15 protein-coding genes are annotated in these 12,790 nt (G+C 44.1%); 11 read left to right on the top strand and 4 right to left on the bottom strand.

Going from position 1 to position 12,790, the window contains the following annotated elements:
- Positions 1-89 precede the first annotated feature (89 nt).
- Both FTU98_RS06140 and FTU98_RS06135 read right to left on the bottom strand, forming a co-directional pair.
- Complete coding sequence (locus tag FTU98_RS06140) at positions 90-1,358, bottom strand: replication-associated recombination protein A (protein WP_004974112.1); 1,269 nt, start codon at positions 1,356-1,358, stop codon at positions 90-92.
- Between the two features lie 117 nt (positions 1,359-1,475).
- Positions 1,476-1,928: a YcgN family cysteine cluster protein gene (locus tag FTU98_RS06135; protein ID WP_026438343.1), complete on the bottom strand. Its 453-nt coding sequence runs from the start codon at positions 1,926-1,928 to the stop codon at positions 1,476-1,478.
- A 191-nt stretch (positions 1,929-2,119) separates the two neighbouring features.
- Between FTU98_RS06135 and FTU98_RS06130 the strand changes: the two genes are divergently transcribed.
- The 10 genes from FTU98_RS06130 to FTU98_RS06085 all read left to right on the top strand — a co-directional run bounded on the left by FTU98_RS06130 (position 2,120) and on the right by FTU98_RS06085 (position 9,404).
- A complete protein-coding gene (locus FTU98_RS06130) occupies positions 2,120-2,278 on the top strand; it encodes a DUF1328 domain-containing protein (protein ID WP_004974108.1) in 159 nt (52 codons plus the stop codon).
- Between the two features lie 207 nt (positions 2,279-2,485).
- Positions 2,486-3,226, top strand: coding sequence for a dienelactone hydrolase family protein (locus tag FTU98_RS06125; RefSeq protein ID WP_180050731.1), 741 nt, complete (start codon positions 2,486-2,488; stop codon positions 3,224-3,226).
- A gap of 69 nt (positions 3,227-3,295) precedes the next feature.
- Positions 3,296-3,658 carry an HIT family protein gene (locus FTU98_RS06120; protein WP_070155794.1) on the top strand — a complete coding sequence of 121 codons (363 nt, stop codon included), beginning with the start codon at positions 3,296-3,298 and terminating at the stop codon, positions 3,656-3,658.
- Positions 3,659-3,794: 136 nt separating this feature from the next.
- Positions 3,795-4,829 (top strand): A/G-specific adenine glycosylase, encoded by a 1,035-nt coding sequence (mutY, locus tag FTU98_RS06115; RefSeq protein ID WP_180050729.1) that lies wholly within the window; start codon positions 3,795-3,797, stop codon positions 4,827-4,829.
- Between the two features lie 60 nt (positions 4,830-4,889).
- Complete coding sequence (locus FTU98_RS06110; RefSeq protein ID WP_004974099.1) at positions 4,890-5,429, top strand: M23 family metallopeptidase; 540 nt, start codon at positions 4,890-4,892, stop codon at positions 5,427-5,429.
- Positions 5,430-5,447: 18 nt separating this feature from the next.
- Positions 5,448-5,693 carry a hypothetical protein gene (locus FTU98_RS06105; protein WP_104852758.1) on the top strand — a complete coding sequence of 82 codons (246 nt, stop codon included), beginning with the start codon at positions 5,448-5,450 and terminating at the stop codon, positions 5,691-5,693.
- 40 nt (positions 5,694-5,733) lie between these two features.
- Positions 5,734-6,303 (top strand): DNA-3-methyladenine glycosylase I, encoded by a 570-nt coding sequence (locus FTU98_RS06100; protein ID WP_180050727.1) that lies wholly within the window; start codon positions 5,734-5,736, stop codon positions 6,301-6,303.
- Between the two features lie 74 nt (positions 6,304-6,377).
- Complete coding sequence (locus FTU98_RS06095) at positions 6,378-7,400, top strand: NAD(P)-dependent alcohol dehydrogenase (protein WP_180050725.1); 1,023 nt, start codon at positions 6,378-6,380, stop codon at positions 7,398-7,400.
- A 553-nt stretch (positions 7,401-7,953) separates the two neighbouring features.
- Positions 7,954-8,658 (top strand): FKBP-type peptidyl-prolyl cis-trans isomerase, encoded by a 705-nt coding sequence (locus FTU98_RS06090; RefSeq protein WP_004974091.1) that lies wholly within the window; start codon positions 7,954-7,956, stop codon positions 8,656-8,658.
- Between the two features lie 56 nt (positions 8,659-8,714).
- Positions 8,715-9,404 carry an FKBP-type peptidyl-prolyl cis-trans isomerase gene (locus FTU98_RS06085; protein ID WP_004974089.1) on the top strand — a complete coding sequence of 230 codons (690 nt, stop codon included), beginning with the start codon at positions 8,715-8,717 and terminating at the stop codon, positions 9,402-9,404.
- A 77-nt stretch (positions 9,405-9,481) separates the two neighbouring features.
- On the opposite strand, the gene murJ is transcribed toward FTU98_RS06085, so the two are convergent.
- Together murJ and ampD are read right to left on the bottom strand one after the other, a co-directional pair.
- Positions 9,482-11,032: a murein biosynthesis integral membrane protein MurJ gene (murJ, locus tag FTU98_RS06080; protein WP_180050723.1), complete on the bottom strand. Its 1,551-nt coding sequence runs from the start codon at positions 11,030-11,032 to the stop codon at positions 9,482-9,484.
- 50 nt (positions 11,033-11,082) lie between these two features.
- The gene (ampD, locus tag FTU98_RS06075; protein WP_004974083.1) at positions 11,083-11,682 is read right to left on the bottom strand and encodes a 1,6-anhydro-N-acetylmuramyl-L-alanine amidase AmpD; all 600 of its coding nucleotides are present in this window, start codon (positions 11,680-11,682) and stop codon (positions 11,083-11,085) included.
- A gap of 177 nt (positions 11,683-11,859) precedes the next feature.
- Here ampD and nadC point away from each other — a divergent pair, with 177 nt between their 5' ends.
- Positions 11,860-12,705, top strand: coding sequence for a carboxylating nicotinate-nucleotide diphosphorylase (gene nadC, locus FTU98_RS06070; RefSeq protein ID WP_004974082.1), 846 nt, complete (start codon positions 11,860-11,862; stop codon positions 12,703-12,705).
- Positions 12,706-12,790 lie beyond the last annotated feature (85 nt).

Genomic DNA, 12,790 nt, shown 5'->3' with positions numbered 1-12,790 from the left:
GCAAACAAATCTAAAAAAGCTCAAGTTGATTCTTGAGCTTTTTTTATGCCAATACTTTTACAAATATCTTTTCAGCTATACCAAATCGCTTAGGATTGAGTCTGCTGCCAACGACGTTGTTGTAAACGCTCACCTTCCACTTCACGTTTATTACGTGCCGACTCATACAACTTTGTGCCTTTCAGTTCAGGCGGCAAATAGTCCTGTAGCACAAAATGCTCTGGGTAATTGTGCGGATACAAATAATCTACGCCATAGCCTTGTTCTTTCATCAGTTTGGTCGGTGCATTACGCAAATGCAGTGGCACAGGTAAGTTGGCGGTTTTTTCAGCCAAATCCATGGCTTTATTAATTGCCAAATAAGTACTGTTACTTTTGGCACTGGTTGCCAAATATACTGCACATTGTCCTAAAATAATCCGCGCTTCGGGCATACCCAGCACTTGTACCGAGCGGAAACACTCGCCTGCCAATAACAAGGCATTCGGATTTGAATTGCCAATATCTTCCGAAGCAGCAATCAACATGCGACGCGCAATAAAGCTCGGGTCTTCACCGCCTTTGAGCATGCGCGCCATCCAATACAATGCAGCATCGGGGTCACTGCCACGAATTGACTTAATAAAAGCCGATACCAAATCATAATGTTGCTCGCCTGACTTGTCATAACGGGCAATGTTTTGTTGCGCAACCTTGACCACAATCGCGTTGGTGATGATATTTTCCACCTCGGGTTCAAAGGTGCTTGCCACCAAGTCCAGTAGGTTTAAAGCCTTGCGTGCATCACCTGCAGCAAACTGAATCAGAGCATCAAATTCTTCAATCTGAATATAACGGTCTTTTAAGAATTGATCTTGCTGAATGGCTTGAGTAAGCAAAGTCTGAATCGAATCGGCATCTAAAGCCTTTAAGGTATAGACCTGACAACGTGAAAGCAGCGCACTATTGACTTCAAAAGATGGATTTTCAGTGGTCGCACCAATTAAGGTGATTTTGCCCTTTTCCACCGCATTTAATAAGGCATCTTGCTGCGACTTATTAAAGCGATGAATTTCATCAATAAACACCACTGGTGTGAGCAAATCGCCGCCTTCGGCAATAATTTCACGCAGCTCTTTGACCCCAGTATTCAAGGCAGAAAGGCTGATAAAAGGACGATCTACCGCCTGCGCCAACAGCAAAGCGATGGTGGTTTTCCCCACCCCTGGTGGCCCCCAGAAAATAATTGAAGGCAAATGCCCCTGATCAATCATTTGGCGTAACGGCGCTTGCTCACCTAAAAGATGATCTTGACCAATAATTTGCGATAAATCGCGTGGACGCAAACGCTCAGGCAGTGGAATATGACTCTCTGACATCTTGTTATTTCTATACTTGACTTCAACCTAGTCTACTATGATCTCAAGCTTTGGAGTATTTCTAATCGTACCGATTTATCGCTAAAACACGATTCAAAGTTTATTCTGCAGTATGAATTAACGCACCCAACGCACCACATAATCTTCTATATCTTCTTCTGCAACATCCAGTTCTGAAATACAACGCCCTGCCGCAGATTTTTTGGCTTTAATCACACTTTGGCGTGAGCCCGTATTTAAGTAATGCCAAGATGGCAAATTTTTGCCCTGTTTTAAACGACGATAGGCACAACTTGGCGGCAACCAGTGAATTTTTTCTAGTTTTTCGGGGGAAAGTTGAATGCAATCGGGCACAAAGTCAAAGCGATTGGCATAATCTGAACAACGTGCTGTGTTACAGTCCAGTAACTTGCACGCCACTTTGGTATAGGCCACTTCTTGCGTGTCTTCATCTTCTAGTTTGACCAAACAGCATAAACCGCAACCATCGCACAAGGCTTCCCATTCCGCAGTATTTAAGGCATTCAGCGGATAGTTTTTCCAAAATTCAGGTCGTAATTGATCAGACATAGCGCACAGAAAATAACAAAACTGCATCATTATAACAGCCTTGTTTCAACTTGTTGCTTTTGTTTAGTCTTTAAATGAATCAAACACTTAACTCAAACAACTGAACATTTAATACACAAAAACAAAACAGTGTGCTGCGTTCAGCTCCCTATACTAAATTCAGAAGCTATAAAAACACATGGAGAACAATTATGTTTCGTTGGGCTATAATCTTCGCAGTGATTGCGTTAATCGCGAGTTTACTTGGTTTTGGTGGTGTCGCAGGTTTATCCAAAGACTTTGCCATTATTTTATTGGTGATTGCTGTGATTTTGGCAATTGTTGGTTTCCTCTCTCGCGGAAAAATCTAGTGACCTCGTCTATAAATTCCTAAAAATCAGATAAAAAAGAAGGATTTTTCCTTCTTTTTTTATGTCCGCTTTTTACGCAACAAATGCCAATTTGGCTATTTTAAAAATATTTTCTCACATTTATAGGCAGTATTTACCCTGTTTTTAAAAATGCGTGCCATATTATTATGCTTTAATCATGGCATTGAAAACGATAAGGAATAAGGCATGGCTTTAGCAATCAAAACTCGCGAAATTGAATATACGGCTGCAGATGGCAGCAAACTGATCGGTTATTTTGCTGCACCAGAAACAGCACAAGCTGTCGCGGGGGTGATTGTCGCACCTGAATGGTGGGGACGTAACGAATACACCGAACAACGCGCGCGTGAATTGGCTGAACATGGTTTTGCAGCCTTAGCGATTGATATGTATGGCGATAAAAAAGTCACCACCACCGCAGCCCAAGCCAATGAATGGATGATGCAAACTTTTGCAGATGCTGACACAATTGTGACTCGTGCGTCTGCAGCTTTGGACACTTTAGCTGCCCAACCTGAAGTAAATCGCGATAAACTCGCTGCAATTGGTTTCTGTTATGGCGGCAAAGTCGTTCTGGATTTGGCTCGTTCTGGCGCAGCATTAAAAGCAGTGGTGACCTTCCACGCCAACCTCAGCCCGAAAGCCCCTGCACAACAAGGTCAGGTACAAGCCGAGATTTTGGTGTTGCATGGTGAACTGGACAGCATGGTGACTTTAGACGACGTCGCAAGTTTCCGTGAAGAAATGCACTCGGCTCAAGTAGAGCATGAAGTGATTATTTTTGAAGATGCCAAACACGGCTTTAGTAACCCTCAAGCCGATGAACGTGCCAAAGCCAATGGGGTCGATTTAGGCTATAACGCATCGGCAGAGCAACAAGGTTTAGCTGCCATGTATGAAGTGTTGGATCGTCGTTTAGCAGATTAATCTGCTGTTCACATTACGCAGCATATACTCAACGCAAGCCAAGAAAATTTTAAAGAAGAGGATATAACAATGACTGAGCAATGCCCTTATTGCAATTTTGATGATTATGATGTTTTGGCAAAAAATGAATTTGGGGTAATTTTGCCTGAACCCAATGCCCTGTCTAAAGGACATTGCGTGATCATTCCGCTACGTCACGTCGGCTCTTTTTTTGACATTACAGACAAAGAACGTAAAAGTTTATTGTCTTTATTAGAATTGGCGCGCAATGAGTTGCAATTGCGTCATCAACCTGCAGGTTTCCATGTGGGTTTTAATGATGGCGATGTGTTTGATGCTAAATCTGAGCATTTACACATCCACATTATTCCACGCTATGAAGGTCAGACCTTAAAATTGGATAACCGTTGGGGTATGAGCGGTCAAATTTAAACCACGACTCGTTTTATCCCAAACCAAGTGAAACCAAACCTAAAGAAGAAGATGCACGCTCATCTTCTTTTTTTATGCACGTAATTCCCACGCCAGTTTGGCTATACTAAGCCGCTACTTTACAAACTGGGTTCGCATGACTGCTTTTTCATTTTCCGATGCTCTCCTCACGTGGTTCGATCAACACGGACGCCATGACCTGCCGTGGCAAGTCGCCGATGATCCCTATGCGGTGTGGGTGTCTGAAATCATGCTGCAACAAACTCAGGTCAAAACCGTATTGCAATATTTTGAGCGTTTTTTGCAGCGCTTTCCGACAGTGCAAGATTTAGGACGTGCAACTTGGGATGAAGTTGCACCGTATTGGGCAGGTTTAGGCTATTACGCCCGCGCCCGCAACTTGCATAAAGCCGCAGCCATTGTGGCACAGCAAGGACATTTTCCAAGTACGCTCGAACAGTGGATGGCTTTGCCGGGCATTGGTCGCTCTACGGGTGGTGCCATGATGTCGCTGGGTTTACGCCAATACGGCGTCATTATGGATGGCAACGTCAAACGGGTTTTAGCACGTTTTTTTGCTATTGAAGATGATTTATCCAAACCTGTACATGAACGTGCCATGTGGCAACTGGCAGAACAGCTCTGCCCCGAAGTGCGTAATCACGACTATACGCAGGCTATTATGGATTTGGGCGCCACCATTTGTACCCCCAAAAAACCACTGTGCTTATATTGCCCAATGCAACAACACTGCAAAGCACATCAACAAGGTTTAGAGCAGGAATTGCCCTTTAAAAAACCGAAAAAAGCCGTACCCGTTAAATCTGCACAGGTCTTAGTACTGCAATGCGCAGATCAGTGGTTATGGCAACAACGTCCCAATACAGGACTTTGGGGTGGACTATGGTGTTTGCCTGTCATTGAAGATGCACAGGCTTTTGAGCAACTGTGTCAAAGCTTGAGCCTTAAACAGGTACAGCAACGCGCACAGATTTCACATAGCTTTACCCATTTCACTTGGCAGCTTGAAGCACTGTGTTTTCAGGTCGATGCTGATCTACAAGAACACTTGGCAATTGAACTGAATGCAAATTGGTATAGTCCGCAACAAGCTAGCGATTTGGGCATTCCGACGGCCATGAAAAAATTGATCTCGGCAATCAATCTGTGACATAGTCAGGCATCGTGATGAATGAAATCTTTGCTTTCACTGCCATTACAAGGATGTCTTATGTTTCGATGGATTGCTGTTTTAAGCCTGTCACTCTTTACCTTATTGATTGCGGCCTGTAGTTCTGCACCGAAACGTCCCAGTACCCCACTCCCGCCTGCCTTGGTGCAAAAACTCAATCAAATGAGTTTAAAAACTCGCCTGCCCATTCCTGTGCAGGGCATTAAAGCACATCAGTTGAATGACACTTGGGGCGCATCTCGTAGTAGCGGACGTTTGCATGAAGGCATTGATATTCTTGCAGCCAAAGGCAGCAAAGTGTATAGCGCTACAGAAGGTTTAATTGCAGACTTACGCGATAATCGCTTAGGTGGTAAAGTAATTTGGATATTAGGGCCTGCAGGCACTTGGCATTATTATGCACACTTAGATGGGCACAAACGCGGTTTAAACGTGGGCGATTATGTCAAGGCTGGAGCGCATATTGGCTATGTCGGCAATACAGGCAACGCCCGACACACTGCCGCACATTTGCATTACGGACTTTATTTAAATGGTAAAGGACGCGGTGCGGTCAATCCTTATCCTTATTTACGTTAATTTTGTTAGGAACATTTCATGTCTGAAGCCTTGATAAATCGATTGGTGGAATTTGCAGAATCTGGCAATCAACAAAAAATTGTATTGGCAGGACAAGTCCATCAAGGCTGGGTCATGGAAATTACTGAAGATGCCCTGCTCATCAGCACAGGCTATTCAGATAAAGTTGGTAAAGACAACTGGATTTCCTTTCACGATCTGCAACAGGCAGAACTATATTATTGGGATAACCAACATGACCAATGGGCAGCATTTCAGCTTTAAGCCTGTCCCATTCACATCTATTCAATAAGGAGCATGACCCATGACGATACAACGCTGTGGCTGGTGTTCCGATGATCCGCTCTATATTGCCTATCATGATTTAGAGTGGGGACAAGCTGTATTTGCCGAAGCACATTTATTTGAAATGCTGTGTTTGGAAGGACAGCAAGCAGGCTTGTCTTGGATTACTGTATTAAAAAAACGTGAGGCGTATCGTCAACATTTTTTCCAATACAGCATTGCTGAAATTGCCGCATTTAGTGATGATGATCTTACGCTCAAATTACAAGATGCTGGATTAATTCGCCATCGAGGCAAATTACAAGCAATTCGTGACAACGCACGTGCATGGCAAAAACTAAAAGATGCCGATATAGACGTCGTGACATGGCTTTGGGATTTTGTCGCACAGCGACCTATTAGGAATGATGTACCTGACTATCGTCTTGCACCTGCACAAACCAACGCCAGTGTTACCATGTCGAAAGCCTTAAAGAAAAATGGTTTTAAATTTGTAGGCCCGACCACCTGCTATGCCTTTATGCAGGCTGTGGGCATGGTCGATGACCATGAAAATCACTGTCACTTTAAAACAACATCCAAGCTTTAGTATTCAAAACTGCTCAACCCATAACAGCAAGATCACCAATCAATACAGTCAGTCGATGACAAGGACGGTGCAATATGAGTAATACCATTCGAGCCTATGCCGCAATGCAGGCAGGTGAAGCCCTGCAAGCCTATCAATTTGATGCGGGTGAATTGCAGGCGCATCAGGTAGAAGTCAAAGTCGAATATTGCGGCTTATGTCATTCCGATCTCTCGGTCATTCAAAATGACTGGCATTCTTCAGTCTATCCTGTAGTGGCAGGACATGAAATTATTGGCACCATTACCCAATTGGGTGCAGAAGCCAAGGGCTTAAAAGTTGGACAGCGCGTAGGTATTGGCTGGACAGCAGACAGTTGCCAATACTGCGATGCCTGTGTAGCGGGAGAACAAGTACTGTGCAGCAATGGCACCACAGCCACCATTGTCGGGCATGCAGGTGGTTTTGCCGATAAAGTCCGTGCAGGCTGGCAATGGGTCATCCCCTTACCCGATGCGGTCGATCCTGTCAGTGCAGGGCCGTTACTCTGTGGGGGAATTACCGTATTTGATCCGATCCTGAAACACCAAATTCAGGCAGTGCATCATGTTGCTGTGATTGGTATTGGTGGCTTAGGCCACATTGCAATCAAACTCTTAAAAGCATGGGGCTGTGAAATTACGGCCTTTAGTACTAACCCCGACAAAACTGCAGAATTGTTGGCCATGGGGGCAGATCATGTGGTGAACAGCCGTGATGCCGCTGCGCTTAAAACCCAACGTGGCAAATTTGACCTGATTTTAAGTACGGTAAATGTGAGCTTGGACTGGAATGCCTATTTAAGCACGCTGGCACCGCATGGCACTATTCACATGCTAGGTTTAGCGCTGGAACCCATGCCTATTAAGGCAGGCAGCTTGATTGGTGGTGCAAAATCAGTGACGGGGTCTTCAACAGGTTCACCCAAAGCTCTGCGTCAATTACTTCAATTTGCAGCACGCAAACAGATTGCCCCGCAAGTCGAAGTTTTTCCAATGTCACAGATCAATCAGGCCATTGAACATTTGCATCAAGGCAAGGCTCGCTATCGGGTGGTGTTAAAGGCCGACTTTGACTGATTTTAAGTTAAATCAGGATAGTCAAATATATTTATGTCTATCTTTATTTAGGTAAAACCGCTTATCTAAAAACCTAGATAACATGAAGATACTCGGAAGTGTCATCCACAACCTGCGTAGTATTAGACCATTATTGTTTTTGCGAAATAATGAAAGGGATACAAGCATTAAACAGGTTTTGTGGATGACAATGGTTTTGCCCACTTTTGCCGAAACAAAAGTGGGTCGAACCGAAGGTTAATCCAATTATTGGACGACAAGCCCACAGAACGCTGTCTTAATCATTTTACGATTACAATAAAAATTTTCCTGCAGCTCAAACTAAATCAGAGTTTTCTTAATTTGCTCACAGCGAATCCTGAATTGATAAGATTTATGTATAAAAAATGTTTTAGATATTCAGTCTGTTATAGAATAAACTGCGTAAGCAGCATATATTAAAACGTTGAATCGATACCTGCTTCAACGCAGGTATCAAAATAGAAAAGTCTGTAAAAAAGTCTGCTAAGATGAATGCTGCTTTTTTAACTATAAAATGAATTTGAGAAAACCTATGAGTAAAGCCTTACCCATCGCTGTTGCTGTAATTTTAGGCGGTGCTGCACTTGTTCCTGTTTATTATGCCTCTCAAAACCCAGCAGTGGCGACCTCTAAAGCGTCGGCAAATGCTTCTGCGGTTGAAAAAATCAGCTACGCTTTGGGTTATGAAGTGGCACATCAAACCCCACCAGAGCTAGACATCAACAGCTTTGTAACAGGTGTGCGTGAAGGTCATGCGCGTAAACAACCTGCCTACACCGAAGAAGAATTACAAAAAGCCTATGAGCAATTCCAGCAAGAGTTGCAACAAAAACAAGCCACTCAAGCGCAAGCTGCACAAACAGCCAGTGATTCATTCTTAACTGAAAATGGCAAAAAAGCAGGCGTACAAACCACAGCTTCTGGCTTGCAATATCAAGTGATTAAAGAAGGCACAGGCAAACAGCCAACGGCAAGCTCTGTGGTCAAAGTGCACTACACGGGTAAACTGGTCGATGGCAAAGTATTTGACAGCTCGGTACAACGTGGTGAGCCAATTGAATTCCCACTGAATCAAGTCATTCCGGGCTGGACTGAAGGTTTACAGCTCATGAAGGAAGGCGGTAAAGCTACGCTGTATATTCCATCGAAACTGGGCTACGGCGAACAAGGTGTACCAGGCATGATTCCTGCCAACAGCACCTTAATTTTTGATGTTGAACTGATTGAAGTGAAATAACAACATCACCCTTTCAGGAGAGCTTGGCTCTCCTGTATGGTCTTAGGACGAAAAGAATGAAAAAACACCTTGCCCTTGTGTGTATCGCACTGCTCAGCAGTGGCAGTTTTGCCAAAACCGTGACCAATAAAAGTCCTGTTGCAGATCAGGTCGGTTATAGCTTTGGTTATTTAATGGGCCGCAGCAATGCGGAAACCTTAAAAGATATTGATCTCGAAGCCTTCATTGCTGGCTTAAAAATGGCAACACAAGACCAAGCCGCCAGTTTAAGCGATGAAGAAATGGCACGAGTGCTGACTCAATTCAAAAAGCAAGCCGAAGCCAAACAACTGATTGAGCTTAAAAAAGTAGCCGATAGCAATGCTAAAATTGGGCAAGCCTTTTTAAACAATAATGCCAAAAAGGCAGGGGTCAAAGTCACCAAGTCTGGCTTGCAATATCAAGTCTTACAGGCAGGTACGGGCAAATCACCCAAAGCCACCTCTACCGTTAAAGTCCATTATGAAGGTCGTTTAATTGATGGTACGGTATTTGACAGTTCTATCGCCCGCGATCAAGCTGCAGAATTTCAGGTCAGCCAAGTCATTCAAGGTTGGACTGAAGGCTTACAACTCATGAAAGTTGGTGCCAAATATCGCTTCTTTATTCCTGCTGCTCTAGCCTACGGTCAAATTGGCTCAGGCGATGCAATTGAGCCAAACAGCACGCTTATTTTTGATGTGGAACTTTTAGAAATTGTAAAATAATCCAAAGCCGCATCATCTTTAAACAAAAAAATACCGCAATTTAAATTGCGGTATTTTTTCAGATCAACTTCGCTTCATTAAGGTTTTAAATGACGTGGTCTAAAACCCGTTGCCAACAATCCAACCCCATAGGCCACTACGCCCACCACACACAGCGCAGTGACTTCTGCCACACGCATCCATTGTGATACATCACCGTTATACCAAGTTAAGGCATACCACAACGCAGCAATCATCACGGCATTTGCCACTGCAAACTGCACCATGAGTTTTTTCCAGTGCGCACCAAAACGGAAAATCTTGCGTTGATGCAAATAGAAATACAACATGCCTGCATTCACCAAAGCCGAACCTGATGATGCCAGTGCCAATGCCATGTGTTCAGCTTGCCAGTCAATCAGTTTAAAGAAGCCAATAAACACCACGTTTAAAATCGCATTGGCAGCCACAGCCATTAAACCCACACGTACTGGTGTTTTGGTGTCTTGCTGTGCATAAAAACCCGGTGCAAAGACTTTAATCAGCATGAATGAAATCACCCCTGCACTCATACATTGCAAGGCCAAAGCGGTCATTTGCGTATCTTTAAAACTAAACTGACCACGCTCAAACAAGGCTTGGATAATAGGCGTTGATAACATAAACAGTGCAATACTGGCAGGGACACCTACCAAAATAATCACCCGTGCAGCCCAGTCCATCATGCCGCGGAATTTATCCATATTTTGTTCTGCATGACGCGCAGACAGTGACGGTAAAATGACCGTCCCAATCGCTACACCAATTAAGCCCAAAGGTAGCTCTGTCATACGTTCCGCACTATACAACCACGACACCGAACCATCCTGCATAAAAGATGCCCAAATGGTGTTGAGTAGCAGGTTAATTTGCGTGACCGATACCCCAAATAAAGCAGGCAGCATCAGCTTCATAATCCGATCCACCCCTTCATGCTTGAAATCAACTTTAGGGGGTATCAGCAGCTTTTTACGCCATAGTTCTGGAATTTGAATCGCAAGTTGTAAAGCACCCGCGATAATCACCGCCCAACCCAGTGCCATAATCGGCTCTGCCATGTACGGTGTGAGCCATAATGCACCTGCAATCATCGCCACATTCAGCAACACAGGCGCAAAGGCAGGCGTGGTAAATGAGCCATAGCTGTTCAAAATACTGCTGGCAAATGCCGTCAGCGACATAAACAACAAATAAGGAATGGTCAGGCGGAACATATCGGTGGCTAGCGCAAACTTTTCAGGGTCACTATGGAAACCCGGTGCGTAGATATACATCACCGCAGGCGCAGCCACCATGGCGGCGAAAGTTAGCCCTGTCATTACCGTCATTAAACAGCCAAAAACCCGACTAATTAAAATTTGTACTTCGGCATGAGTGCGGCTGGTTTTATATTCGGTCAATACAGGAATAAATGCCTGCGAAAACGCCCCTTCGGCAAACAGTCGCCTGAAAAAGTTGGGGATACGAAACGCCACCACAAAGGTATCGAAATCTTTACCTGCACCAAACACATTCAGCAATACCACATCACGGACTAATCCTAGCACCCGTGACAGCATGGTCATTGCACTGACAATAAAGGTCGATCGCCAAAGCGCCATCGTTACCACCCAATTAAAAATTTAGTCGCTATTGTAATCAAAGCATCAACAAAGTTTTGTTATTGATTGATCAATTTTTCCTGTGATGTCGAAGCTTTAAGTTGAGATAACTGTTCACGAAAATACTGCCAGTCAAAATACGGCCCTGGATCAGTTTTACGTCCCGGTGCAATATCGGAATGTCCTGCAATATGCTGTTGAATACTCGGATAGGCCTGCTGCAAACTGTGTACCACCTGCACCAAACTCTGATATTGCGCTGTTTCAAAAGGCAAGTCATCACTGCCCTCTAATTCAATCCCAATTGAATAGTCATTACATTCAGGCTGTGCCAAATAACTAGAACGCCCCGCATGCCACGCCCGATCTGCAAAATTAACAAATTGCAGCACCTCGCCTGTTCTTAAAATCAACAAATGTGCCGAAACCTGCAGGCCCTGAATGGTCTGAAAGTAAGGATGCTGCGACCAATCCATTTGGTTCTGAAAAAATTGCTCAATATAACCACCACCAAATTGTGACGGCGGCAAACTAATATTGTGAATGACCAGCAATTGAATCTCTTGGTCTGTCGGACGGGCGTTGAAATTCGGAGACGGGACTTGTCTTGCCCCTTGTAATTGACCCTCAACCACCTGAAACGACGGCACATGCTGCATAAGGCAATCCCCAAACCATTAGAATAGAAAAATAGAACAGAAATTTCAGTTTAATGCCAACGCGTGACAATGAACATCTTAAATTACACCCGAACGTGGCTAAAAAACACATCCTGACGCAGAACAGTGTTAATATAACGCGCAATTTTCATGGGCAAGATCGACACGGAAAATCTTATGAGCATCTCTCCAGCTTTGCTTGAACAATCCATCCAAATCAATATTCAGCAAGCCTTGCAAGAAGATATTGGCGATGGTGATATTACCGCATTATTGACCCCTGAAGATGAGCAGGCCACTGCCACCATTATTAGCCGTGAAGACATGATTTTGGCAGGTCAACCGTGGGTAAATGCCCTGATTCAAGCATACGATGCCAATGTGCAAGTCACGTGGTTAAAAAATGATGGCGACCACGTTGCTGCCAATGAAGCCTTTTTGAAATTGGCAGGTTCTGCACGCAGCCTGTTAACGGTAGAACGCCCTGCGCTGAATTTTGTGCAAACCCTGTCTGCTGTTGCGACTAAAACAGCAGCCTATGTGCAACAACTTGAAGGCTTAAATACCAAACTGCTAGATACCCGTAAAACCTTACCGGGTTTACGCATTGCACAAAAATATGCTGTCACGGTCGGTGGTGGACAAAACCATCGTTTAGGCTTATTTGATGCCTTTTTGATTAAAGAAAATCACATTATGGCAGCAGGCGGCATTACTCAGGCAATTGCCAAAGCACATGCCATTGCTCCGGGCAAACCTGTAGAAGTTGAAGTGGAAACTTGGGATGAACTAAATCAAGCCCTTGAAGCCAAAGCTGATATTGTGATGTTGGATAACTTTAGCCAGCAACAAATGATTGATGCGGTCAAGCATGTGGCAGGTCGTTGTAAACTTGAAGCGTCGGGCAACATCACCATTGAAAATTTACGTGAAGTGGCTAGTACAGGCGTAGATTATATTTCGATGGGTGTTTTAACCAAAGATGTCAAAGCTGTGGATTTATCAATGCGTTTTAATGCGTAAACGATTACTTTTAAAATTAAGGGTGCAATCTGCACCCTTAATTTTTTCCAAAAATTGATTTTAAGGAGGCAAATGAGCCTCCTTT

The sequence above is a fragment of the Acinetobacter sp. YH12211 genome (assembly GCF_013418015.1).
Classification (GTDB): Bacteria; Pseudomonadota; Gammaproteobacteria; order Pseudomonadales; family Moraxellaceae; genus Acinetobacter; species Acinetobacter towneri.
Note: the sequence above shows the minus strand (reverse complement) of the source record. Positions and strands in the feature narration are given on the sequence as shown.